Source organism: Hydrocarboniphaga sp. FW305-C-57, from assembly GCF_058783045.1.
In genome coordinates, this window is record NZ_JBYSYG010000002.1 from 87,758 (window position 1) to 111,544 (window position 23,787).

Below are 23,787 nucleotides of genomic sequence, written 5' to 3' on the forward strand. Positions count from 1 at the left end.
TCCGCCATGCAAGGACCGCACATCGGAGCCGGGAAACAGGAGATCAGCGTGCCGACGGGCGACTACGGCCTGCTCGGCTACGGGCAGCCGAACCACAAGGCGCTCGAACGCTCGACGGCGCTCTACAGCCGCGTGTTCTGCTTCGCTGGTGCCAACGGCGAAGCCGAGCCGCTGTTCTTCGCGCAGTCCGAGATCTGCATGATCTTTCCGGAGCTGCGGCGCGCCGTGGTCGAACGGCTGCAGGCCAGGCTCGGCCGCGAGCGGATCAGGAGCGAGCGCTACATGCTGTGCTCGCAGCACACGCATTGCGGCCCCGGCGGCTATTCGCACTATCCGTTCTACAACTTCGCGGTGCCGGGCTTCCGGCCACAGATTTTCGAAGCCATCGTCGACAGTCTGGTGCTGGCGAGCCTGCAGGCCTGGTCGCAGCGCGAAGCCGCGCAGCTGCGCTTCTCGTGCCAGGCCTTCGCCGACGACGTCGATGTCGCCTTCAACCGCTCGCTGTCGGCCTACAACCGCAATCCGAGTGTCGCGAAGTTCGGCGATCACGAAACGCACAAGGCCATCGACCGGCGCATGTGGCTGCTCGAAGCGTGCAGCGATGACGGCCGCTGCATCGGCCAGATCAACTGGTTCGGCGTGCATCCGACCAGCATCAGCAGCCGCCTGTCGGTGCTGTCGTCCGACAACAAGGGCTATGCGGCCGCTTCGCTCGAAGCCCGACTCGGGCCCGGCAGCGTCGCGATCTTCGCCCAGCATTTCGCGGGCGACGTGTCACCGAACGCGCAGGGCGACACCAAGCCCGACTGGCTGCGCGGACCGACGCGCGACGAGATCGCCAACGCGCGCTACAACGGCGAACTGCAGAGCGAGCAGGCCTGGAAAATCATCCAGGAGCTCGACGCGACGCATGCGCTCGGTGTCCACACGCTCGATGCCGTGCTCGTCAATCGCGATCTGTCCAATGTCGAGATCGATGCCGATTTCGCCGACGGAAGAACCGGCGAACGCACGAGCGCGCCGTGTCACGGGCTGGCGTTCTATCGCGGCTCGCCGGTCGACGGTCCGGGCATTCGCGAGCCGGTGGTGTCGCTCGTCCGCCTGCTCGCCTCGCGCGCGCGCAAGCGCCTGCAGCGTGAGCGTCCCGAGCTGCTGCGCGCGCAGCGGCCCAAGCTCATCGTCAGCGAATCGGGAGACGGCGTGCTGGTCGGCATGAAGAGCCGGCAGTTCCTGCCCTCCTTCCTCGATCGCTCGCTCGCCGAAATGCAGCGCCAGGATCGCGCCGGTGCGCTCGACGAGCTGCCCTGGGTTCCGACCGTGCTGCCGCTGCAGATGCTGCGCATCGGCGAGCTCGCGATCATCGGTTTTCCCGGCGAAATCACCACCGTCGCCGGTCAGCAGTTGCAGCAACTCTGTCTTCAAGCACTTGCGTCCTGCGGCGTACGCCACGTGGTGATCTCCAGTTACGCGAATTCCTATTCCGGCTACTGCACGACCTGGCACGAATACCAGGCGCAGTCGTATGAGGGAGGCCACACCATGTTCGGCAGTCGCACGCACGACGCGTTCCGCACCGAGTACCGCCGCTTGCTGCGCGAATGCGTCAAGCCCGCGGCGGAGCGCCGTTTCGATTCGCTGCCCGAGAAAGTCTTCTCGGCCGAAACGCTCGCAAAACGGAGCGTGCGATGAGCCCGCTGAAATCCGCCGGCCTGCTCGCCCTGCTGGCGGGCTTCGCGAGCAGCGCGCCCGCGCAGGAAACCGCAGCGCCCGACAGCGACGCGGCCGAGCTCGACACCATCGCGGTCGGCGGCGGCGTCGACAGTGAAAGCGAGCCGGCTTCGCAGCAGGCCGACAGCGGCGCGGTCACCGAACTCGCCGAGGTCATCGTCACCGCGCGTCGTCGCGAGGAAGGCGCGCTGCAGGTACCGGTGTCGATGGCCGTGGTCAGCGGAGACGACCTGGCCGAAGCCGGTCTGTTTCGTCCGCAGGACATCCAGCAGCGCACGCCCGGCATGACCGTGAGCGTGGCGAGCCCTCGCCTCACGCAATACACGATCCGCGGCCTCGGCTCGACCTCGCAGAACGACGGCATGGAAAGCAGCGTCGGCCTGTTCCTCGACGGCGTCTATCTGGGCCGGCAGGGACTGTCGATGTTCGATCTCGTCGATCTCGATCGCGTCGAAGTGCTGCGCGGACCGCAAGGAACCCTGTTCGGCAAGAACACCACGGCCGGCGCGCTCAACATCGCCACCAAGCTGCCGTCGCAGACCTACGAGGCTTCGCTCGAAGGCAGCCTCGGCGACCAGGACTTTCGCCAGGCGCGTGGCAGCGTCACCGGCCCGCTCGTCGACGGCCTGCTCGCGGGCCGCCTGACCGGCTACGTGACGCAGAAGGAAGGCCAGTACACCAACCGCTACGACGGCAGCGATCTCAACGAGCAGAACCGCTACGGTGTTCGCGGGCAGCTGCTGTGGACGCCGATCGACAGCCTGTCGGCGCGGCTCATCGCCGAGTACGGCAAGCAGGACGAAACCTGCTGCGTCTATCCGCTGATCGTCTATCGCGATGCGGTACGCGCGCGCGACGAGTTCATGGAATACGAGCGCGCTTCGCTGAACCCGTATGACCGCCAGGCCGACGCGGATACGCGCACGCACAGCGAAGTCGAGCAGAAGGCCGTCTCGGTCGAGCTCAACTGGGATTACGCCGAAGCGCAGCGGCTCACGAGCATCACCGCGTACCGCCATTGGACGGCAAAGCCCACCAGCGACGACGCCACCTCGCTGCAGCTCGTGCCCGAAACCGGCATCGCCAACGACCACCGGCAGTTCAGCCAGGAACTGCGCGTCAACATCGACGACGAGCGCTACAACGCGACCGCCGGACTGTTCTACCTGTACCAGGATCTCAGCGGAGACGAGCGCAACATCTTCGGCGACGATCTGGTCGGCTGGACCTTCGGCGGCATCATCCGGCAGGCCTTGCCGTTCGCGACGCAGTCGAACTTCGGGCCCCTGCTCTACGCGCTGATTCCGCCGGCCACGCTCGACGGCATGCGCGTCGACACCGACACCTACCAGAAGAGCCACAGCGCGGCGGCGTTCGGCTCGGTGGATTGGCACTTGAGCGAGCGGTTCGACCTGACCACCGGCCTGCGCTACACGCACGAGTGGAAAGACGCCGGCGTGACCCGCATGCGTTCGGGCGGCTGCCCGAACTGCACGGTGCTGTCGCTGACCAACCCGATCGCCGACCTCGCCAGCCTGCTCGGGCTCGACCTCAGCGGAGCCAGCCTCGATGGCCTGCTCGACGGCGTCGCGGGCGGCGACTACGAGCGCTACACCAAGCGCGACGAGGGCAATTTCTCGGGTCAGGTCGCGCTGAGCTACAAGCCCAGCAGCGACACGAATGCCTACGCCTCGGTCGCGCTCGGCTACAAGGGCGGCGGCATCAACCTCGGCGCGACCGGCGAATCGGTGCCGCCGACGTTCAAGCCCGAGCGAGCGCTGTCGTACGAGATCGGGCTCAAGAATCGCTGGCTCGCCAACCGCCTGCGCACGGCGCTGGCGGTCTACCAGACCGATGTCGACGACTACCAGGCGCTGACCTTCGACGACGAGCAGACACTGATCCCGAACCCGCGGCAGATCAACCTGCTCAACGTCGGCAAGGTGCGGCTGCGCGGCGCCGAGGCCGAAGCGCAGGGCATCGCGGCGCCCGGCCTGCTGCTGCGCGTCTCGGCCGCCTACAACGACGCGGTCACGCGCGATTTCCCGAATGCGCCCGATGTCGAAACGCGGCAGAACACGCGCGACCTGTCCGGCGAAACGCTCTACAACGCGCCGCGCTGGACCGTCAGCACGGGCGCCGAATACAGCCTGCGCCTGCGCAAGGCCTTCGAACTCTACAGCGGGCTCGACTACTACTACCGCAGCGGCGCCTGGGCCACGGTCGAGCACGGCGAAGGCAGCTACATCGACGCCTACGACATCGTCAACGCGCGCCTGGGCCTGCGCGATTCGCAGCGTCGCTGGGACGTCTCCGCGTTCGTGCGCAACGTCTTCGACGAGCGCTACCTCGCCGCCATCTATGCGCTCTACGGCGTCGGCGATTACGGCGGAACCGCGGGCGACGAGCGCAGCTACGGCGTGACCGTTCGTTTCAATTTCGATTAGTGCGCACAGGGACTTCAACATGGCCAAGGACTACCAGCGCTTCGAACTCGGATCGAAGCTCACCGACGAGCAGCGCGAGCACTTCGAGCGCCACGGCTTCCTGCACTTCGCCAACTTCATCGACGAGCGCCAGGTGGCGACGCTGATCGAAGCCTCGAAAGCCGTCGAGCGCCAATGGGTGACCGAGTCGCGCGAGAAGGTCAACGGCGTGCCGATCCGCTACGGCCGCGATCTCGACGGCAGCAAGATCGTGCAGCGCTTCGCGTTCGCCAACCTCTACGATCAGCGGCTCGCGAATTTCCTCGACGATCCGCGTTTCAAGCTGCTGTTCGAGCTGATCGGCCGCGACGACGTGCGCATCGGCACGCACGAGAAGGACGGCATGGTGCTCAACCATTACGTGCACGGGCCGGACAGCGAATTCAGCCGCCTGGGCTGGCACACCGACGGCCTGCGCGACATCTTCCTCGGCACGCGGCTGCAGCCGCTGCTCAACGTCGGCGTGCACCTGAGCACGCTCGGCACCGAGCACGGCGGCTTGCGCCTGCTGCCCGGCACGCATCGGCAATCGATCTGGCAGATGCTGTTCCGTAAGCGCTACTTCATCGATCACCGCGAAGACCCGCGCGAAGTGGCGATCGTGCCGCGTGCCGGCGATCTGACCGTGCACGACGGCCGGCTCTGGCATCGCGTGGCGCAATCGACGCAGACCGGTGAAGCGAGCCGCCGGCGCGTGATCTACATCCCGGTGGTGTCCGGGCCTTATGCGCCCAAGCACGAAGCGAGCCCGACGCCGCTGTATCAACGGCTGGCCAAGCTGTCGAAGTGAATCGCAAGCAGGATTTTTGAAGACCAAGGGAGATTGTTGCCAATGACGGCCTACGCACTCGTCACCGGCGCCACCAGCGGCATCGGACTGGCGCTCGCCGAAACCCTGGCCGCTCGCGGCCGCTCGCTGATCCTCGTCGGCCGCAGGGCCGATGCGCTCGCGGCGGTCGGCAAGCAACTGCGCTCCGCAAACCACGTCGAAGTGCTCGAGCGCGTCTGCGATCTGGCCGATGAGGCGCAGGTCGCGCAGCTGCTCGACGCGCTCGAAGCCGAGGCGATCGAGATCGACCTGCTCGTCAACAACGCCGGCTTCACCACCAGCGGCAGCTTCGTCGACAACAGCTGGCAATCCGAGCGCGATCTGCTGCAGGTCAACGTGCTCGCGCTCGTCGCGCTGTGCCATCGCATCGGCAAGCGCATGGCGGCGGCCGGACGCGGGCAGATTCTCAATGTGTCGTCGGTCTCCGGCTTCATGCCGGGCCCGTGGATGAGCAATTACGCGGCGAGCAAATCGTACGTGCTGATCTTCTCGGAGTCCTTGCGCGAGGAACTCGCGCCGCTCGGCGTCAGCGTGTCGGTGCTGTGCCCGGGCACCACGCGCAGCCCGTTCTTCGACAAGGCCGGCATCCAGATCGAGAAGGCCGCGCCCGATGCGCTGATCATGTCGGCGAGCGACGTCGCCCGCATCACCGTCGACGCGCTCGCGCGCAAGCCCGCGATCATCATTCCGCGCTTCCACAACAAGCTGCTCGCGATCAGCCCGCGCCTCGGGCCGCGCTGGCTGCTGCGCAAGGTCGTCGGCGCGCTGTATCGCAGCGTCGCGACCAGGTAAGGCTGGTCGCCGATGCAAACCGATTCGGCGCCCGCGACGCGGCTGCGTTAGGCTTGCGCCTTCGCTGCCGCCTCCGATCGTTCATGTCACGACTGCTTGTGCTGTGCTGCCTCGCGCTGACCGCCTGCGCGGGTGATCGCTGGGTCTATTCCGCCGCCGGGGTTTCCGACGAGACCATGCGCTCCGACCTGATGGCCTGCAAGGAAGAATCGCTGATCACGCGCCTGGAAGAAGACCAGAAGACGCTCGTGCAGCGCTGCATGATGGATCACGGCTACACGATGAAGGCAAAGCCCTGAGCGGCATCTCACCGGCCTTGCCCGGGACCTGATACGACTCAGGTTTCCGCCACCTCCGCGGGTAGCGGATTCCGCTCCATGCGCGGCAGATAGAAGCGCTTGTAGGCCAGCAGCAGCAAGGCGAACAGCGGCGGTGCCATCAGCACGCCGAGCAGTCCACCCCAGCTGCCGAGCATGAGCATGAAGACGAGCAGCGGCACCGCGGGCAGCGAGGCGCGGCCGCTCATGACCAGTGGCAGGATCAGGTGCCCTTCGAGCTGCTGCGTGGCGACGAACACGCCGAGCACCCACGGCAGGCGTGAAGGATCGGACGCCAGGGTCACGAGGCCCGAAAAGGTCACGACGATGGCGATGCCCACATACGGAATGATGCCGAGCAGGCCCGTGAGCAGGCCGAACAGCAGCCAGTAATCGGCGCCCACGATCCACAGGCCGAGCGCCGTCAGCACGCCGATGATCGCCATGTCGGTCAGCTGCGCGTGAAACCAGTTGCGCAAGGTGCGTGCGCTTTCCTGCAGAAAGCTCGCGGTGGTCTCGCGATGCCGGGCCGGAAACGCCTTCAGCATCGCGCGGTAATACGTCTCCGATTCGACCGCGGTGTACAGGCCGATCACGAATGCGAAGACCAGGCCGCCGAGCAGGCCGAAACTCGACCAGGCGCCCTGGAACAGCTTCCCGCCGACCGTGCGTGCAGTGTCGGCGACGTTGAACGACTCGACGCGATCGCCGATCCACGGATAGCGCGAGGTGATGCCGTTGGCGATCGCCTGCAGGCGATCGACGAGCTGCGGCATGCGCTCGGACAGCGAGGTGATCTGCGCGTCGGCAATGTAGAAGACGCCGTAGCCGACACCGCCGATCACGAGCACGGTGACGAGCAGCACCACCGCGGCGCCGGCCGCCTTCGGCAGATGGAAGCGGCGCTGGAAACCGCGCAGCGGAGCCGCCAGCAGCACGCCGATGCCAAGGCCGATCAGCGCGCTCATGACGATGAGCTTGAGCATCAGCAGCGCCGCGACCAGCGCGACGACGGCGATGACGACGACGATGCTGTGGTTGGCCACCGCGATCGCCGATGCGGTGGACGAATCGCGCCTGCGGTCGATCGGGGATGATTCGCCCGACGAGGCTGGCGAATCCGGCTCCGCGACCGATCCGGTGGAGGCGCTCATCGATCGGCTCAGGCGAGCTGCTTGTCGAGCGTGGCCTGGATTTCCTTCTCGATACGGCCCTTGAGCGGCTTGAGCAGCAGGCCGAGCTTGGCCGAGAGCTGCAGATCCTTGGGTGTGATGGCGAGCTGGCCGTTGACGCCGCTGCGTTCGAACTTGAGCGTGTCGCCTTCCCAGCGGTGCTTGAAGTCGAATTCCTCGCTGAGCTGGGTGACGAGTTTCTCGGCGATCTTGCGCGCCTCGGCGACGGATTTTCCGTGCGCGCGGGTGACTTCGATATCGGCCATGGCGGCTCCCTTATCTCTTTGGATCAAGACTGAATTTGGCGCCCAAAGTGGAGCGCCGGCACTGAATCGGTGGTGAACTCCCAAGCCTGCGAATCAGGCGCCGAGCTCGAGCATGATCTTGCCGACATGCGAGCCCGCCTCGAGCTCCGCATGCGCCCGGGCGACGTCCTGGAACGCGAACACGCGCTCGATCACCGGCGCGACGCGGCCGGCGTCGAGCAGCGGCCAGACCTGCTCGCGCAGTTCGGCCGCGATCTCGCCTTTCTCGGCGACGCTGCGCGGACGCAGCATCGAGCCCGTGAGCCGCGCGCGGCGCTTCATGATCTCGCGAAGGTCGACGCCGTCGACCTTGGCGCCCTGCATCGTCGCGATCATCACGATGCGCCCGTCGAGCGCGAGGCAGCGCAGGTTCTTCGGCAGATACGCGCCTCCGACCATGTCGAGAATCACATCCACGCCGCGCTTGCCGGTGAGTTCGCGAATCTCGGCTTCGAAATCCTGCTCGCGATAGTTGATCGCCGCGTCGGCCCCGAGCTTCACGCAGGCTTCGCACTTGGCCGCGCTGCCCGCGGTGACGAAAACGGTGGAGCCGAGCGCCTTGGCGATCTGGATCGCGGCGGTGCCGATGCCGCTGCTGCCGCCGTGCACGAGCAGCGTCTCGCCGGGCGCGAGCGCGCCCATGCGGAACACGTTGGCCCACACGGTGAAGAAAGTCTCGGGAAGTGCGGCGGCGCGAATCGCGTCGTAGCCCTTGGGCCACGGCAGGCAGTGCGATTCGTGCGCGAGCGCATATTCGGCATAACCGCCGCCATGCACGAGCGCGCAGACGCGATCACCGGCTTTCCACTGCGTCACGCCCTCGCCGACCGCCGCGATCTCGCCGGCCACTTCGAGCCCGAGGATCGGGCTCGCATCGGCCGGCGGCGGATAGAAGCCCTGGCGCTGTGCCAGATCGGGGCGGTTGACGCCGGCCGCGAGCACGCGGATCAGCACCTGCCGCGGCCCGGCCTGCGGGGCCTGCATGTCGCCGAGGCTCAGCACCTCCGGGCCGCCGGCGCCGCTCATCTGTACGTAACGCATCTGCATGGGAATCTCCAGAACTGTCTGCGGCTCGAATCACCGAGCGAAACCTAGCGGCTGTGGGACACTAGGGCCTGTTAACGCTAATCCGCTCGTCGCGTTGCCATCAGATTTTCGATCAGGCAAGGCGCGACGAGGAAGTTTGGTGGTTCCAAACGATCGAGGAGCAACGCTGCATGATCGAAAATCTGACGGCAACCCGAAGGGACGGGGCCGCTTTGGCGCATCGCGGCGTCAGTCGTCGCTCCTGTACGTCCAGTACAGCGCGCTCCTCCTTCCTTGCGCTGCGCCAAAGCGACCTCCGTCGCGGCGAGCGGATTAGCGTTAACAGGCCCTAGCGCGCTGAACTCATCCACTTCGCGCCAGAACCTCATGCCCGACCGCCGCCGCCTTGCGGTGATCCTCGCCGGTGCCGCAGCCTTCTTCAGCCTCTACGCGCCGCAATCGCTGATGCCGCTGCTGCACGACTGGCTCGGCGACAGCGCGGCGCTCGCGGGCACCATCGTCTCCGCGGGCACGCTCGGCGTCGCCTTCGCCGCGCCATTCGCGGGCCTGCTGGCCGACCGCATCGGCCGCCGGCGCGTGATCGTACTCGCCGCGTTCGCGGTCTGCCTGCCGTCGCTCGGCGCGGCGCTCGCACGGACGCCCGAGCAGCTGATCGCCGCGCGCTTCGTGCAAGGGCTTTTCCTGCCGGGCATCTTCGCGATCACGGTCGCCTACATCGGCTCGGAATGGCCATCCGCCGAAGCCCGGCAGGTCACCGGGCTCTACGTCGCCGGCACCATCGGCGGCGGTTTCTGCGGTCGCATGCTGTCGGGGCTGGTGTCGGAATTCGCCGGCTTTCACTGGGGTTTCGCCGCGCTCGCGCTGATGCAGCTGGTGCTCGCGATCGCGATCCGCGCCTGGCTGCCTACCGAAACCCATCATTCGCGGCCGAGCGCCCGACCGCTCGTGACGATGCGGCGCCTGCTCGCGCATGCCGATCTGCGCGGCGCCTACGCGGTGGGCTTCACGCTGCTGTTCGCGCTGATCGCGGGCTTCACCTACATCACGCTGAGGCTCGCGCGAGCGCCGTTCTCGCTCGGGCCGGCGGCGATGTCGTCGATCTTCGCGGTCTACCTGTTCGGCATCCTCGCCACTTCGTACAGCGGCAAGCTGCTCAATCGCTACGGCCATGCGCGCGTGCTCGCACTGTCCTGGCTCGCGGTGATCGCGAGCCTGCTGCTGAGCCTGCTGCCATCGTTGCCGGCCGTGGTGCTGTCGCTCGGGCTGTTCTCGGCCGGCCTGTTCAGCGCCCAGGCCGCCGCGACGAGCTTCGTCGCCGAAGCCTCGGGCGAGGCGCGCGCGACCTCGGTCGGCCTGTACGTGACCTGCTACTACCTCGGCGGCAGCGCCGGCGGCGTGCTGCCCGCCGCGATCTGGGCGCACGCCGGCTGGAACGGAGTGGCGGCGATGATCGCGGCGGTCGGCGCGATCTCGGTCGCGCTGGGTTTTCGCAGCTTTCGATTCGCGAGCAAGCCGCCCAGGGATGCTCCGGCTCCGTTGCCCGAGGCCGGCGGCGAGGCGCCGTAGCCCCTCCATCGCAGCCAGCACGAAAAAGCCCGCCGGATGGCGGGCTTTTTCGATGCATCGATCCTTCAGCGATCAACCAACGGGCCGACACACCTGGCGGACGGCGACATTGTCTTCGGTTTTGTTGTCGTTGTACTTCTTGCCGGCGTAAGCGCCGCCGACCGCACCCGCCGCGGTGGCGATGTCCTGGCCGCGACCGCCACCGAACTGGTGACCGACCACGCCGCCGACCACCGCGCCGGCGAGCGGCGCCGCGACCGGGTGACCATCCTTGGTCTTGACCTGTTCATCGTGGCATTCGACACGCTGTCCCTGGTCGTTGACATAGGTGTCGGCCATCGCTGGAGCCGTGAAGCCGGCCGCGAGCACCGCGGCGAAAGCAAGTTTTGTAGAGACGTCCATGTCGTACTACCTCCTTGTCGTCAGACGACTCCAAGCTAGCCCTTGGCGATGAATTGGCTGTGAACTCAGGCTTAGCGCGGCGGCAGCTGCGAAATCAGCCCGCGCAGCTCACGCAATTTGGCTTCGACGACGGCCCGATGCTGCGGTCCCAGACGCAGCATCGCCTTCTGCCCGGACGACAGGGCCTGCAATTGCGGATCGGCGAATTCGTAGAAGAAGCGTGGGCGCACGAGTTCGATCGGCCCGTCGACGCTCGGCGTCGCGAGCAAGTGATCGAGCACGTAGGCGAAGCGCTGATTGAACGAACGCTGCGAATAGCCGAGCTGGTCGTAAGCCTGCTGGAACAGCCGGTAATGCTGACGATAGAACGCGGCGACGCGATTCATGTCGGCCATCTGCAGCGCCTGCACGAGCACGCCATAGCGCGCCGTGTTCGACTCGCTCAGATAAAGCCGATCGTCACGCTGCTCGACGATGAAGTCGCCGCCGACCTTGCGGATCGAGCGCATCTTCGCGGTCAGGTTCGGATTCGGCAGGTTATCGATCATCACCACGAAGCGCATGATCAGCGCCTGCGGCAGCAGGTATTGCTCGACCGCATCGAGGCCGAACAGATCGATCAGCGACTGGCGCACGGGCTCGTCGCTGTCCTGCAGGCTCGGCAGCGGAGCGGACGCGACCACGGCGTCCTGGTCGGGAGTGGCCGGCGCGTCTTCCGCCACCGCGGGCGGCGGCGGAGCCAGCGTGCGGCCGGGTTCGAGGATGCTTTCGGGCTGGTGCTCGACGACCGGCGGGACGGGCTCGGTCTTCGCGACCAGACCGAGCTGCTCGCGGAACAGCCAGAGCGCTCCGGCCACCACGATGGCGACCACCAGTAGCGCGCCGATCAAATCCCTTGCTTTCATTCCGTCGTTTCCTTGCATTGCACGTCTGCGGGCTCAGGCCCGACTTTCGTGAAGAGCGCCTGGAATATCAAGGCAGTGCCGCCGCGTAAGGGCTGGCCGCCAAAACGCAAAACCCCCGGACGCCGGTGCGGCGCCGGGGGCTGGATGCGACCGGAGCGGCGCTCAGTTGAAGTAGTACTCGTCCTTGCAGAGCTTGCCGTCGCCGTTCTTGTCGCGGGTCTGCAGGCGCTTGAACAGCTGCGAGCCGGGCTTGAGTTCGCTGGCGTCGAGGCAGCCGTCGCCGTTCTTGTCTTCGTAGTCGGAGTTGTTCACGGCGAGCGGGCTGTCGGCGCTCGAGGTGCCGGTGTAGGTGCCCTTGTTGTAGCCGTCGGCGAGCGCGGCGGACGAGACGAGCGAGAGGGCGATGGCGGCGAGAAAAGTCTTGGACACGGTAACGCTCCCAAAATTATGTTGAGAATTAAGTGGATAGCGCCCCCATGACGCACCCGGCGAAGAACCGCCCGGTAGCCGCCGCTCGGCTTCGTTGCCGCTCGGCAAGCCTCGATCAAGCAAAAACCGGGCTAGAAACTGGCAGATGAACCATGCCTCACAAAAAAACTTTGCGGCTGCATCGGTAAGGCTGATGAGGCGGACAGCGGCGGACCCGTACAATGGCGGATGATTTCCGCCTCTCGCCTCACCCTCCGCCGCGGTCCCCGTGCCCTGCTCGAAGACGCCAACTTCTCGATCCACGGGGGCTGGCACGTGGGCCTCATCGGCCGTAACGGCACCGGCAAGTCGACTTTGTTCGCGGCCGTATTGGGGCAGCTCGCACCGGACAAGGGCGAGATGTCGTCGCTCAAGCACCTCGACGTGGCCACCGCCGCCCAGGAAACGCCGGCCCTGCCCGACCTGGCGATCGATTTCGCGCTCGACGGCGATGTCGAGCTGCGCGATCTCGAACGCCGGCTCGAAAAGGCCGAGGCCGCCGAGGACATCGACACCATCTGCGCGATCCACGAGCGCCTCGCGATCATCGGCGGCTATTCGGCCCGCGCCCGCGCCGCCTCGCTGCTGCATGGGCTGAGCTTTTCGCAGGAGGCCCAGCAGCGGCCGGTGTCGAGCTTCTCGGGCGGCTGGCGCATGCGCCTGAACCTCGCGCGCGCGCTCATGCGCCGCTCCGACGTGCTGCTGCTCGACGAGCCGACCAACCACCTCGATCTCGACGCGGTGATCTGGCTGCAGGGCTGGCTCAAGCAGTATCCGGGCACGCTGATGGTGATCAGCCACGATCGCGAGTTTCTCGACGACGTGACCACGCACACGCTGCATCTCGAGAACCAGAAGGCGACGCTCTACACCGGCAATTACAGCCAGTTCGAGCGCCAGCGCGCCGAACGCATGACCCTGCAGGCCGGCGCCTACGCCAAGCAGCAGAAGCAGGTCGCGCACCTGCAGAAGTTCATCAACCGCTTCCGCGCATCGGCCGCCAAGGCCACGCAGGCGCAGAGCCGCATCAAGGCGCTCGAACGCATGGAAATGGTCGCCGCCGTGCATGCCGATTCCGAATTCAGCTTCGAATTCCCCGAGCCCGATCGGCTGCCCTCGCCATTGGTGCGCTTCGACGACGTCACCGCCGGCTACGGCGAGACCGTGATCCTCGACAAGCTGCGCGTGCTCGTCGCGCCCGGCGAGCGCATCGGCCTGCTCGGCCAGAACGGCGCCGGCAAATCGACGCTCGTGCAGACCATCGCGGGAACCATTCCGGCGCTCGGCGGCGATCTCATGCGCGATCCGCATCTGCGCGTCGGCTACTTCGCCCAGCACACCACCGAGGAGCTCGATCCGGACGCCTCGCCGATCGTGCTGTTCCGGCGCATCGATGCGCGCGCCACCGAACAGAGCCTGCGCACCTTTCTCGGCGGCTTCAACTTCAAGGGCGATCGCGTCTACGAGCCGGTGGGGCCGTTCTCGGGCGGCGAAAAAGCGCGGCTCGCGCTCGCGATGGTGGTGTATCAGAGCCCGAACCTGCTGCTGCTCGACGAGCCGACCAACCATCTCGACCTCGACATGCGCCACGCGCTCGAGCACGCGATGATGACGTTCGCCGGTGCGGTACTGGTGGTCTCGCACGATCGCCACCTGCTCACGAGTACCTGCGAAAAATTCTGGCTCATCGCCGATGGCCGCTGCGTGGATTTCGACGGCGATCTCGACGATTACGCCAAGTGGCTCAACACCCGCGACCTCAACGGCGGAGCCAAGAAGCCCGGCAAGCGCGCAGCGGTGTAGGCGGACGCTTGCGCGCGGGCCTCAGCCAGCCTGAGCTCAGCAAGCATCGCTCAGCCTGTCATGCCACGAGTCACAACCGGCGCCGCGCCGGCGCTGCAGACGACAGGAGACCGCAATGAGTTCTACGCCAAAAGCCACGATCACCTTTCACCTGCCCCAGCATCGCGAAACCGCGCTCAGGATCGAAAACAACCAGCGCGTCGCGGCGCAAGCCTATGACGACAACATCAGCCCCTATCTTCGCTTTCTCGAAGACCAGGCCAGCCAGAGCGGCTATCGGCTGACGTCGGATACGCAGGAAGGAAGCTCGGTGTATTCGATCGAGGCCGCGAACCACGATCTGAAGACCGCGGCGCACGATTGGCTCGACACCCAGCCGGACATCTGGAACTGGATTCCCTGAGCGGTCGGCCGGACACAAAAAACCGGGCGGCCCGCTGGAGCCGCCCGGCCATTACACACGAAACGCTAAGCAGCCGCGCGATACTGGTTGCGCAGATCGCGAATGCGATCGTGATTGCTCAGCACACCCTGATACTGGCGTTCGACCACGGAGCGAACCTGCGGCGGCAGATCGGCCTTGAGCGCCTTGCCGTAGGCAGCCTTGGCGTAGTCCTCACCGCGCTCGACCTCCTCGAGCACCGCGACATTGCTGTCGGTCACCGCCGCCTTGACCTTGACCCAGCCACGATGCGCCGCGCCTGCGACGCTGCCCGATTGCTCGGGCTTGCCGCCGAGCGAAGTCACCAGTGACTGCAGCTCGTTGGCGCTTTGCTGGCAGGCCGCCGCGCGTTCGTTGAAGAGCAGCTTGAGCTTGGCTTCGGTGGCCTTCTCGGCCGCTTCCTTGAAGCCCTTGAGTCCGTCTTCCGAGGTTTCGATCAGGTTGTTCAAAGTCTTGATGGTGTCGTCCATGACATCCTCCTTTCAAGTGAATGAAACTACAGCGCGACGTCCGTGCCGCGGATGTTTGAACCACGACGTCGCCAATGGTTCATACGAAAAAATGTGCGTCGATGAGCCCTCGCTAGATCGCAGGTCCGTATTCCATGGACCCCACTTCGTACGCGGGCGCCAGGCGCAGTCGGGCGCAGAGATCGCGCAGGGCCGAACGCAAGGTCTCCTCGAGCGTCGGGTGGTAGAACGGCAATTCGAGCAGCTCGTGCACCTGCGCGTTGCCCTGCACGGCCCAGGCGACGAGATGCGCCAGGTGCTCGACCGCCGGGCCGATCATCTCGGCGCCCACGAGACGATTCGTGGAAGGATCGGCATAGAGCCGGATGCACCCGCGATTGCGGTTCATCACGCGCGCACGCCCCTGGTCCGAAAAGTCCGCCTTGCCGACCAGACGCGGCTTCATCGAGGTATCGCCGACGATCGCGATCTGCGGATCGGTGAACGTGATCGCCAGTGGAGCGCTGCGCGTCGAAACGCGAACGTCGGGAAACCGCGCCGCGTTGTGGCCGGCGATGGTTCCCGCATCGACCGCCTCATGCAGCAGCGGACGCCAGGCGCTCGCATCGCCCGCGATGAAAACCCGGCTGCTGCCGCAGCGCAGCGTTTCGGCATCGAATTCGGGAACGCCATGCGCATCGAGCTCGACGCCTGCGTGCTGCAGGCGCAGCGCGTCGAGATTCGGCGGCCGTCCCGCCGCGACGAGCACGTGGCTGAAATCCGCAGTGCCCTCCGCACCTTCGCCCGACTTGGCCTGCCATTTGATGCGCACGCAATCGGCGATTCCGGGCGTCGGCTCGGCTTCGATGTCGACGCCGAGCCGCAGATCGAGTTCTTCGGCGAACAAGCTGCGGGCATGCCGATTGATGCCCTCGTCCTGCAGGCCGCCGATGTCGGTGTCGTGATCGAAAATCGTCGTGCGCACGCCAAGCCGATGCAAGGCCTGGCCGAGTTCGATGCCGACCGGGCCCGCACCGATCACCGCGACCGACGCGGGCAAGGTTTCGAGTTCGAAGATCGTTTCGTTGGTCAGCACGCGTGCGGCCACCGATTCGAAGGCCTTCGGCACGCTCGCACGCGAGCCGGTGGCGATGACGATGGTCTTGGCCTGCACGCGCGTGCGTTCACCGGCTTCGTTCTCGACTTCGAGCGTTGCCGGGTCGACGAAGTGCGCCAGACCCGAGAGCCGGCTCTCGGACGGAATGGCTTCGTAGGACTTGAGCACCGAGCGCACGAAGCGATCGCGCTCGTGCTGCACGCGCGCCATCACCGAGCGGCCGTCGATGCGGATCGGCGCCGTCTCGATACCGAAGATGCTCGCGGTCGCGGCCTGATGGGCGACTTCGGCGGCGGCGATCAGCAGCTTCGAAGGCATGCAGCCGACTTGCGCGCAGGTGGTTCCCGATGAGCCCGATTCGATCAGCAGGACTTTCGCGCCGGCGCGATGGGCGGCCCCGCTGGCCGCGAGTCCCGCTGTACCGGCGCCGATCACGGCGACATCGCAGCTCAACTCTTTCATTCGCCCTCCTGGTTTTTCGCCCAGCGAAGTCGAAAGCCGGCGTTATAGTGGGAACCTGCTCGATGTTGGCCAAACGAGCCGAACGCTTTCAGCTCGCTGTTCAACCCTGTTGGAGCCGATCATGGATGACCCAAGCTTGACCGCCGATGAGCTGGCATGGCTGCGCAATTACGCGCAGGACAAGCAGGATTCGCAGGCCCCGCTGCCGATACTCGCGCGGCTCGAAAAGCTCGGCCTGCTGATGGCGGGCTGGAATCACATGCACGTGGTGACGCAGCGCGGACTCGAACTGCTCAAGCGCCTCGAATGAAAGACGCGAGCGGACGCGGGACACCGGCATGAGCGATCTGTTCGACTCGATCGAGACCGAACGCCGTACCGAAGCGCTCGCCGACGGCGCCGTGATCCTTCGCGGCTTCGCGCTCGATGTCGCGAGCGAGCTGCTCGCGCAGATAGACGCGATCAGCGCGCAATCTCCGTTTCGCCACCTGATCGTCCCGGGTGGCAAGCGCATGTCGGTGGCGATGACCAATTGCGGCCGGCTCGGCTGGGTCAGCGATACGCGCGGCTATCGCTACGAGGCGATCGACCCGATCACGCAGCAGCCCTGGCCCGCATTGCCGCGTGCGTTCGCCGCGCTCGCGCAGCGGGCCGCGAACGCGGCGGGCTATCACGACGAACTCGGCACCGACGCCTGCCTGGTCAACCGCTACGAACCCGGAAGCCGGCTCACGCTGCATCAGGATCGCGACGAACGCGACGTGCAGGCGCCGATCATCTCGGTCTCGCTCGGCGTGCCGGCGATCTTCGTGTTCGGCCGCAACACGCGCAGCGGCCCGACCAGGCGCTCACGCCTCGTGCACGGCGACGTGGTGGTCTGGGGCGGCGTGTCGCGGCTCGCGTATCACGGCGTGCAACCGCTCGCCGAGGCGCAGCATCCGGCGACCGGATCGCTGCGCTACAACCTCACGTTTCGCAAAGTCTTCTAGCTGAAGACGACGAGCGCCAGCGCAAGCACCGCCGGCAGCGACTGCACGTACAGAATGCGCCGGTTCACCGTGACCGCACCGAAGACGCCCGCAACGATCACGCAGCCCAGGAAGAACAGCTTGAACGCGGCGAGGCCATCGACCACGCCCCAGAGCAGGCCGGCGGCGAGAAAACCGTTGTAGAGCCCCTGGTTCGCCGCGAGCGCCTTCGAGGCGAGCGCGAATTCGGCGGACAGGCCGAACACGCGCCGGCCCGTCGGCTTGGTCCATAAGAACATCTCGAGCACCAGGAAATACAGGTGCAGCAGGGCCACCAGCACGATGGCGACGTCGGCGATCAGCTTCATGCACTCTCCCCTTTTGCGTCGATCATAAGGCCGCAGGGCGGGTCCGCGCGTGAGCCCCGATCGCCTCGCTTCGATTGACACTGTCCGCGTTATATACAAATCTCCATAACGTCCTCGCTCTCCGGCAAACCATGCGCCTACTCCCGCGGCCGTTCGTCCTGGCCTTGCTGCTGTGCTCGTCGCTGTCCGCACGCGCCGAGGAGGCCGTGCGCGTGTTCGCGGCCGCGAGCCTCACGAGCGCGCTGACCGACATCGCCGCGCAGTGGAAACAGGGCGGACACGCGGCGCCGACGCTCGCGTTCGCGGCTTCGTCCGCGCTCGCCAAGCAGATCGAGGCCGGAGCTCCGGCCGACGTGTTCGCCTCGGCCGACCGCAAGTGGATGGACTACCTGCAGCAGCGTGGTCGCATCGAAGCCTCCACGCGCGCCGACCTGCTCGGCAACACGCTCGTGCTGATCGCGCCGAAGGGCCGGCGCTTCCACGCCGAGATGCGCAAGGGCTACGACTTCGCCAGGGCCTTCGACGGCCGGCTCTGCACGGGCGAGCCCGGCGTGGTGCCCGTGGGCGTCTACGCCCGGCAGAGCCTCGAAGCGCTGGGCTGGTGGGAGGCGATCGAGCCGCGCATCGTCGGCACCGACGACGTGCGCACCGCGCTGAATTTCGTCGAGCGCGGCGAATGCGCGGCCGGCATCGTCTACGCGACCGACGCGGCGATCAGCGGCGAGGTCGAGACCATCGCCACGTTCCCCGAAGACACGCACGAGGCGATCGTGTATCCGATCGCACTGGTCAGGAACGCGCGTCCGCAGGCACGCGAATTCCTGCGCCATCTGCAAACCTCGAACGAGGCCGCGGCGGTGTTCGAGCGCTACGGCTTCGCGCTGCTCGCACGCAGGCCGTAACAGATGGCGCTGACACCCGAGGAATGGCAGGCGGTCTGGCTGTCGGCCAAAGTTGCGGCCTTCGCGACCCTGCTGTGCCTGCCGCTCGGCATCGCGTTGTCCTGGCTCATGGCGCGGCGCGAGTTCTTCGGCAAGGCGCTGATCGAAACGCTGATCCAGCTGCCGATGGTGCTGCCGCCCGTGGTGCCGGGCTACCTGCTGCTGATGCTGCTCGGCACGCGCGGGCCGCTCGGCGGCTGGCTGCAGCAGCAGTTCGGTCTGGTCTTCGCGTTCGACTGGAAAGGCGCGGTGCTCGCGTCGGCCGTGATCGCGTTTCCGCTCATGGTGCAGCCCGTGCGGCTCGCGTTCCGCATGATCGACACGCGGCTCGAGGCCGCCGCGACCACGCTCGGGGCGACGCCGCTGCGCAGCTTCTTCACGATCACGCTGCCGCTCGCGCTGCCCGGCATCGTCATCGGCGCGATGCTGTGCTTCTCTCGCAGCCTCGGCGAGTTCGGCGCGACGATGGCCTTCGTCGGCAATATTCCAGGCCAGACGCGCACCCTGCCGCTGGCGATCTATTCGTACTCGCACCTGCCGGATGGTGAAGCCGCGGCGACGCGGCTCGTGCTGCTGTCGATCGCGCTCGCGGTCTGCGCGCTGCTCGCGAGCCACTGGATCGGCCGGCGCGCCGAACGCCTGATCGGCGATGCGAGAACGCCGCATGCTTGAGCTCGACCTGCGCTACCGGCGCGGCGAGTTCCTGCTCGACGCGACTGCGCGCCTGGAGACTGGCGTGACCGGTATCGTCGGGCCGTCTGGCACCGGCAAGAGCACGCTGCTGGCCCTGCTCGCAGGCCTGCTCAGGCCGCAGGCCGGCGTGCTGCGCTTCGGCGACGAAACCCTCGTCGACGTCGCGGCCGGGCAATTCGTGCCGCCGTGGAAGCGCCACTTCGGGCTCGTGTTCCAGGACGGCCAGCTGTTTCCGCATCTGTCGGTGCGTGACAACCTGCTCTACGGCTGGCGCCGGCTCGAACCCGAGGAGCGCCGGCTGGGCTTCGATGCGGTGGTCGACCTGCTGGAGCTGCGGCCGCTCGTCGCGCGTCGTCCGGCACAGCTCTCGGGCGGTGAACGCCAGCGCGTCGCACTCGGGCGCGCGCTGCTGTATTCGCCGCGCCTGCTGCTGCTCGACGAACCACTGTCCTCGCTCGATGACCGGCTCAAGCAGCAGATCCTGCCGTTTCTGCGGCGCATCAAGCAGGAAACGCGCATTCCGATGCTCTACGTCACGCACGCGACCGCCGAGGTCGATTACCTGGCCGATCGCGTGCTGAGCATGCAGAGCGGGCGATTGCCCGGCGCCGAGAGCCCGGCGCCGCGCTGAATCCCCGTCCGCGCGAGGTCGCGGAGCGGCCGCGCGGATCAGCCCGAAACGCCGAGAATCACGCTCGAAGCCTTGAAGATCGCCGAGGCCTTCACGCCCACGGCGAGCTTAAGTTCCGTGGCCGCCTCGTTGGTGATGATCGCGGCCATCACATTGCCGCCCTTGAGTTCGAGCACGACCTCGGTGTTGACCGCGCCGGGCGTGAGCCGGCTCACGGTGCCGAGCAGGCGGTTGCGCGCCGACAGCCTGTATGGCGCGCCATCGTCCTCGATCGCGATCATCACCCACGACGCCTTGATCAGCGCGATCGCCTCGACTCCGGGCGCCAGGCCAAGCGTCTCCGTGCTTTCGTGCGTGACGACGGCGATCAGGCGTTCGCCGCCCGCGATCTGCAGCTCCACCTCATCGTTGACCGCGCCGCGCTGCACGCGCAGCACCTTGCCCGAGAAGTGATTGCGCGCGCTCGTGAGCATGTTGAATTTTCCGATCAGTGAAAGATCGCGCTCCGCATTGCGGATGCGCGCGTTGACGGCCGCGAGGAAGCGCGCGTTCTCCTGCTCCACCGCGCGAAAGGTCTCGACGAGCTGGCGTCCGCGCTCGGTGAGCTTGGTGCCGCCGCCACCCTTGCCGCCGACCGAGCGCTCGACGAGCGGGGCATCGGCGAGGTTGTTCATCGCTTCGACCGCATCCCAGGCCGCCTTGTAGCTGAGCTTGATCGCCTTGGCCGCCGACGAAATCGACTGCGTGGTCTCGATGGCGGCGAGCAGCTCGACCCAACGCTTGCCGGCGAGATGACCCGAGCGGGTTTCGAGCGTCAGCGCGGAGCTGACCTGCAGGGTGGAACGCGGCATGGGCCCTCTCGTTTCGGCGTCGATGGAAGCATCGGCAAGCGTCGCATGGTAGCGCGCGTCCGCGGTCACCGGAGGCGGACGCCGATCGCCCCGCAGACTGTCCGCGGACACTCGCCGGCGCCGGTCATTACGAAACAATCAATTACATAACAACGACTTGCGAAAAATATTCAAGCTGGCATGCGCGTCGCTATAGAACAGACGTCCACCACAAGGAGTCGTGCCATGCAGAACCTCAACACCATCCGCAACACCGTCCGCTTCGTCGCCGGCCTCGCCCTGAGCGGCGGCCTCGCCATCGCAAGCATGAGCAGCACGGCCGCCGATGCGAGCGCGATGCCGCTCGCGAGCACCGCCGTCGGCCTGCAGATCGCCGCTCAGGCCGATGCGGCCCTGCGCCAGCAGGACATCGAACTGCGCAGCGAACTGCAGCAACAGCTGCAGCAGCAGCTGTTCACCGCCCGCGCCGACGCCGCCCTGCAGCAGCAGGACCTCGAGCTGCGCAGCGAGCTGGAACTGCAGCTGCAATCGCTGCTGCCCTCGCTCGAACTGCAAGTCGCCTCGGCGCAGTAAGCCTCATGCGGACTAACGGAACCCGTAGCGCAGCGTCGCCGAGACGCTGCGCAGCGGATTCTGCTGGGCCACATAGGTGCTCGCGAACACGCTGTGATCGAACACCAGATCGAGCGTGCGCTTGTCGGTCAGATTGGTGCCGTTGACGACGAACTGCCAGCGCTCGTCGGCGCTCGTGAAAGCCAGTCGCGCCCCGAGCAGCGTGTAGGCCTTCTGGAAGCTGTGCGTATCCAGATCGACCGCCGAATACTGATCTCCGCGATGGCTCAGGTCGATGCCGAACAGGCCGCTCGCATTCCACGGCAGCCCGAAGTGCAATTGCGGTGAGAGGGTCGCGGTCACGCGCGGTGCATTCGCCAGCGTGCGTCCACTCAGGTCCTGCGTCTCCGCATCCCCGTTTTCCGAAGCAGCCGGCGCGTTGTCGTACTTCACGTATTCGGCCTTGCTGAAAGCCGCCGCGGCCGCGAGGCTGAACCAGCCGCTCTGCGGCCTCCAAAGCGTTTCGATCTCCACGCCCTGCAAACGCGCCTTCGCCGCATTGGCGGTCTTGTAGGCCACGCCGTCGAAGTCCACCGTCTGCAGATCATCGATGTCGGTGCGATAGACCGTGGTGTTGAACGTGAAGCGCCGGTCGAACCAGCGCGACTTGAGCCCGGCTTCGTAGCTCGTCGCGCGCTCGGGCTCGAATTCCAGATTGCTGTCGTCGCTCGCGGTGGCATTGAAACCGCCGCCCTTGAAGCCGTGCGTGTAGGTCGCGAAGCCCATCGCCTCGGGCGTGAACTCGTACTGCAGTCCAAGCTTGGGCGACACATCGGTCTCGCGGCGCTTGCGCGTATCGGTGAACGGCTCGGCCCCGATCACCAGGCCGACGATGCCCAGACCGACGCGCTGCACATCGAAGTCGGCCTTCTTGTATTCGAGGCCGAAACGCGCGCCGACGATCGCAGAAAGCCGTTCGGTCAGCGACCAGGTCATCTGCCCGAACAGCGCGTAGCTCTCGGTGTCCTGCGCGAAGCCGCGCAGCAGCGCGTCGTTGAGCGGAACACCGGGCAGGTTCGGCAACAGATCGATGAGCTCGCCGACAGGCCCGAGGTCCGGGCCGCCGAGCGCTTCGACGCCGGCCGCACTGAGCGCGAAGTCGATCAGATCGTCGCCCGCGACCGCATCGAGATGGCTCGTCATCTTCGAGCGGAACGCGTAGAGACCGAGCGTCCATTCCACATTGCCGCCGAGCCCGAACAGGCTGTCCGCAGTTCCGGACGGCCGCAGCTCGAGCGAATCCTGCGCGTAGTCGACGAGAAAATCGGTGTGGATGATGTCGGCCGCGCTGACGTCGGAATCGATCAGCGTGGTCAGGTCGAAACCGGCATGGCCGACGATGGCCGTCAACTTCACGTCGTGCAGCGCGCCCCAGTCGCCGGCCTCGTATTCGGCGAGCCCGCGCACGAGATTCGAGGTGCGATTGACGAAGCCGGGCTGATCGAAAGCCGTGCGCGCGTTCAGCGGGTCGTCCTCGGTCTGCGCGTCGTAGCCCTGCGCGTAGCGCAGCGAGGCCGCGCTCGCGTCGTAGAGCTGCCACGGCGCGTAGCTCGCATACGTATCCGAATACTGGCCGCCGAGCGCCAGATGCCAGCGCTCGTTCTGCCAGCTGCTCTTGAGTCGAACCGCGGACTGTTCCTGCGAGTTCTCGTGACGCTGCAGCGTGCTGTTCCAGACATCGCCGCGCTTGTCCCAGTAGACACCGGCGAGGCGCGCAGCGGCGTCGTCGCCGAGCGGAGCATTGAGATAGCCCTCGGCCCGCCGCTGTCGCGGATCGCCACCCGTCAGCGCGAGGCCGGCGCCGAATTCACTGTCCGGCTCATGGCTGCGGAAGTTGATCACGCCGGCGATGGTGTTCTTGCCGAACAGCGTGCCTTGCGGACCGCGCAGTACTTCGACGCGTTCGATGTCGAACAGGCCATCCGGCACGAACTCGGGACGGCCGAGCGCGAGATCGTCGAGCACCAGGCCGACGGCCGGCTCGAAGCCGACATTGTCGGTCTCGGTGTTGTAGCCGCGAATGCCGATCACGGGCGCCTGCGCATCGATGTCGATCTCGACGTTCGGCACGAAGTTCTCGAGCGCGCCTGCATCGAAGTTGCCCGACTGCGCGAAGGCTTCGCCATCGACCACGCCGACCGACACCGGCACTTTCTGCAGGCTTTGCGCGCGCTTCTGCGCGGTGACGATGATTTCGGCGACCTCGGCAGGCTCGCTCGCCTCCGGGGCGAGGCTCGCGTCTTCCCCGACGCGCGGATCGACCGCGATGGTGTCGAGTCCGGACTCGGCCCCTTGCTGCGCGAGTGCGGGCAGCGTCCCCGCCAGACACAGCGCAGCCAGCGTCGATGCGATCTTCATGGCCCCCCAACTCCCCTTGCATGTGCCGTCCCGAAACCAAGAGTCGGGCCACGGCGCGCCGATTGGTCGGCATCT

At 66.6% G+C, this 23,787-nt stretch carries 24 protein-coding genes and 1 pseudogene; 14 read left to right on the forward strand and 11 right to left on the reverse strand.

Annotated elements, in window-relative coordinates:
• The first annotated feature begins 6 nt into the window (after positions 1 to 6).
• The 5 genes from AC3WUM_RS04750 to AC3WUM_RS04770 all read left to right on the forward strand — a co-directional run bounded on the left by AC3WUM_RS04750 (position 7) and on the right by AC3WUM_RS04770 (position 6,134).
• On the forward strand, positions 7 to 1,689 hold the full coding sequence (locus AC3WUM_RS04750) for a neutral/alkaline non-lysosomal ceramidase N-terminal domain-containing protein (RefSeq protein ID WP_492409047.1): 1,683 nt from the start codon (positions 7 to 9) through the stop codon (positions 1,687 to 1,689).
• Entirely contained in the window at positions 1,686 to 4,175 is a 2,490-nt protein-coding gene (locus AC3WUM_RS04755) for a TonB-dependent receptor (protein WP_492409048.1), read from the forward strand. The genes AC3WUM_RS04750 and AC3WUM_RS04755 overlap by 4 nt, the downstream gene beginning before the upstream one ends.
• Positions 4,176 to 4,194: 19 nt before the next feature.
• A complete protein-coding gene (locus AC3WUM_RS04760) occupies positions 4,195 to 5,004 on the forward strand; it encodes a phytanoyl-CoA dioxygenase family protein (RefSeq protein ID WP_492409049.1) in 810 nt (269 codons plus the stop codon).
• A gap of 42 nt (positions 5,005 to 5,046) precedes the next feature.
• On the forward strand, positions 5,047 to 5,835 hold the full coding sequence (locus AC3WUM_RS04765; protein ID WP_492409050.1) for an SDR family NAD(P)-dependent oxidoreductase: 789 nt from the start codon (positions 5,047 to 5,049) through the stop codon (positions 5,833 to 5,835).
• Positions 5,836 to 5,918: 83 nt separating this feature from the next.
• Positions 5,919 to 6,134, forward strand: a complete 216-nt coding sequence (locus tag AC3WUM_RS04770; RefSeq protein WP_492409051.1) for a hypothetical protein — start codon at positions 5,919 to 5,921, stop codon at positions 6,132 to 6,134.
• Between the two features lie 38 nt (positions 6,135 to 6,172).
• Here AC3WUM_RS04770 and AC3WUM_RS04775 read toward each other — a convergent pair whose 3' ends face one another.
• The 3 genes from AC3WUM_RS04775 to AC3WUM_RS04785 form a co-directional block, all read right to left on the reverse strand.
• Positions 6,173 to 7,306, reverse strand: a complete 1,134-nt coding sequence (locus AC3WUM_RS04775; protein ID WP_492409052.1) for an AI-2E family transporter — start codon at positions 7,304 to 7,306, stop codon at positions 6,173 to 6,175.
• An 8-nt stretch (positions 7,307 to 7,314) separates the two neighbouring features.
• A complete protein-coding gene (locus tag AC3WUM_RS04780) occupies positions 7,315 to 7,590 on the reverse strand; it encodes a polyhydroxyalkanoic acid system family protein (RefSeq protein ID WP_492409053.1) in 276 nt (91 codons plus the stop codon).
• A 93-nt stretch (positions 7,591 to 7,683) separates the two neighbouring features.
• Complete coding sequence (locus tag AC3WUM_RS04785) at positions 7,684 to 8,676, reverse strand: NAD(P)H-quinone oxidoreductase (protein WP_492409054.1); 993 nt, start codon at positions 8,674 to 8,676, stop codon at positions 7,684 to 7,686.
• A 366-nt stretch (positions 8,677 to 9,042) separates the two neighbouring features.
• Between AC3WUM_RS04785 and AC3WUM_RS04790 the strand changes: the two genes are divergently transcribed.
• Entirely contained in the window at positions 9,043 to 10,242 is a 1,200-nt protein-coding gene (locus AC3WUM_RS04790; protein WP_492409055.1) for an MFS transporter, read from the forward strand.
• Positions 10,243 to 10,379: 137 nt separating this feature from the next.
• Here the strand turns inward: AC3WUM_RS04790 and AC3WUM_RS04795 are convergent.
• From AC3WUM_RS04795 to AC3WUM_RS04805, 3 genes and pseudogenes are all read right to left on the reverse strand, one after another.
• Positions 10,380 to 10,488, reverse strand: a pseudogene (locus tag AC3WUM_RS04795) (glycine zipper 2TM domain-containing protein); the annotation flags it as partial.
• A 227-nt stretch (positions 10,489 to 10,715) separates the two neighbouring features.
• The gene (locus tag AC3WUM_RS04800) at positions 10,716 to 11,549 is read right to left on the reverse strand and encodes a DUF3014 domain-containing protein (RefSeq protein WP_492409056.1); all 834 of its coding nucleotides are present in this window, start codon (positions 11,547 to 11,549) and stop codon (positions 10,716 to 10,718) included.
• 162 nt (positions 11,550 to 11,711) lie between these two features.
• Positions 11,712 to 11,978: an EF-hand domain-containing protein gene (locus AC3WUM_RS04805; RefSeq protein WP_492409057.1), complete on the reverse strand. Its 267-nt coding sequence runs from the start codon at positions 11,976 to 11,978 to the stop codon at positions 11,712 to 11,714.
• 228 nt (positions 11,979 to 12,206) lie between these two features.
• Between AC3WUM_RS04805 and AC3WUM_RS04810 the strand changes: the two genes are divergently transcribed.
• Together AC3WUM_RS04810 and AC3WUM_RS04815 are read left to right on the forward strand one after the other, a co-directional pair.
• Positions 12,207 to 13,820 (forward strand): ABC-F family ATP-binding cassette domain-containing protein, encoded by a 1,614-nt coding sequence (locus AC3WUM_RS04810; protein ID WP_492409058.1) that lies wholly within the window; start codon positions 12,207 to 12,209, stop codon positions 13,818 to 13,820.
• Positions 13,821 to 13,935: 115 nt separating this feature from the next.
• Positions 13,936 to 14,223, forward strand: coding sequence for a hypothetical protein (locus AC3WUM_RS04815; protein WP_492409059.1), 288 nt, complete (start codon positions 13,936 to 13,938; stop codon positions 14,221 to 14,223).
• Between the two features lie 65 nt (positions 14,224 to 14,288).
• On the opposite strand, the gene AC3WUM_RS04820 is transcribed toward AC3WUM_RS04815, so the two are convergent.
• Both AC3WUM_RS04820 and AC3WUM_RS04825 read right to left on the reverse strand, forming a co-directional pair.
• A complete protein-coding gene (locus AC3WUM_RS04820) occupies positions 14,289 to 14,732 on the reverse strand; it encodes a PA2169 family four-helix-bundle protein (protein WP_492409060.1) in 444 nt (147 codons plus the stop codon).
• A gap of 112 nt (positions 14,733 to 14,844) precedes the next feature.
• A complete protein-coding gene (locus AC3WUM_RS04825; protein WP_492409061.1) occupies positions 14,845 to 16,290 on the reverse strand; it encodes a dihydrolipoyl dehydrogenase in 1,446 nt (481 codons plus the stop codon).
• A gap of 121 nt (positions 16,291 to 16,411) precedes the next feature.
• Here AC3WUM_RS04825 and AC3WUM_RS04830 point away from each other — a divergent pair, with 121 nt between their 5' ends.
• Complete coding sequence (locus AC3WUM_RS04830; protein ID WP_492409062.1) at positions 16,412 to 16,600, forward strand: hypothetical protein; 189 nt, start codon at positions 16,412 to 16,414, stop codon at positions 16,598 to 16,600.
• A gap of 28 nt (positions 16,601 to 16,628) precedes the next feature.
• Positions 16,629 to 17,279, forward strand: coding sequence for a DNA oxidative demethylase AlkB (alkB, locus tag AC3WUM_RS04835; protein WP_492409063.1), 651 nt, complete (start codon positions 16,629 to 16,631; stop codon positions 17,277 to 17,279).
• Here alkB and AC3WUM_RS04840 read toward each other — a convergent pair.
• Positions 17,276 to 17,626, reverse strand: coding sequence for a DUF1304 domain-containing protein (locus AC3WUM_RS04840; protein WP_492409064.1), 351 nt, complete (start codon positions 17,624 to 17,626; stop codon positions 17,276 to 17,278). The two genes, alkB and AC3WUM_RS04840, sit on opposite strands and share 4 nt — an antisense overlap.
• A 131-nt stretch (positions 17,627 to 17,757) precedes the next feature.
• Between AC3WUM_RS04840 and modA the strand changes: the two genes are divergently transcribed.
• From modA to AC3WUM_RS04855, 3 genes are read left to right on the forward strand one after another with little or no spacing between them, the layout of a single operon-like run.
• A complete protein-coding gene (gene modA / locus AC3WUM_RS04845) occupies positions 17,758 to 18,528 on the forward strand; it encodes a molybdate ABC transporter substrate-binding protein (RefSeq protein ID WP_492409065.1) in 771 nt (256 codons plus the stop codon).
• 3 nt (positions 18,529 to 18,531) lie between these two features.
• Positions 18,532 to 19,239, forward strand: coding sequence for a molybdate ABC transporter permease subunit (gene modB, locus AC3WUM_RS04850; protein ID WP_492409066.1), 708 nt, complete (start codon positions 18,532 to 18,534; stop codon positions 19,237 to 19,239).
• Positions 19,232 to 19,891 carry an ATP-binding cassette domain-containing protein gene (locus AC3WUM_RS04855; protein ID WP_492409067.1) on the forward strand — a complete coding sequence of 220 codons (660 nt, stop codon included), beginning with the start codon at positions 19,232 to 19,234 and terminating at the stop codon, positions 19,889 to 19,891. Before modB ends, AC3WUM_RS04855 begins: the two co-directional genes overlap by 8 nt.
• A gap of 38 nt (positions 19,892 to 19,929) precedes the next feature.
• On the opposite strand, the gene AC3WUM_RS04860 is transcribed toward AC3WUM_RS04855, so the two are convergent.
• Positions 19,930 to 20,742: a TOBE domain-containing protein gene (locus AC3WUM_RS04860; RefSeq protein ID WP_492409068.1), complete on the reverse strand. Its 813-nt coding sequence runs from the start codon at positions 20,740 to 20,742 to the stop codon at positions 19,930 to 19,932.
• Between the two features lie 225 nt (positions 20,743 to 20,967).
• On the opposite strand from AC3WUM_RS04860, the gene AC3WUM_RS04865 reads away from it, so the two are divergent.
• Entirely contained in the window at positions 20,968 to 21,315 is a 348-nt protein-coding gene (locus AC3WUM_RS04865; protein WP_492409069.1) for a hypothetical protein, read from the forward strand.
• Between the two features lie 12 nt (positions 21,316 to 21,327).
• On the opposite strand, the gene AC3WUM_RS04870 is transcribed toward AC3WUM_RS04865, so the two are convergent.
• Entirely contained in the window at positions 21,328 to 23,712 is a 2,385-nt protein-coding gene (locus tag AC3WUM_RS04870) for a TonB-dependent receptor (RefSeq protein ID WP_492409070.1), read from the reverse strand.
• Positions 23,713 to 23,787: the final 75 nt, after the last annotated feature.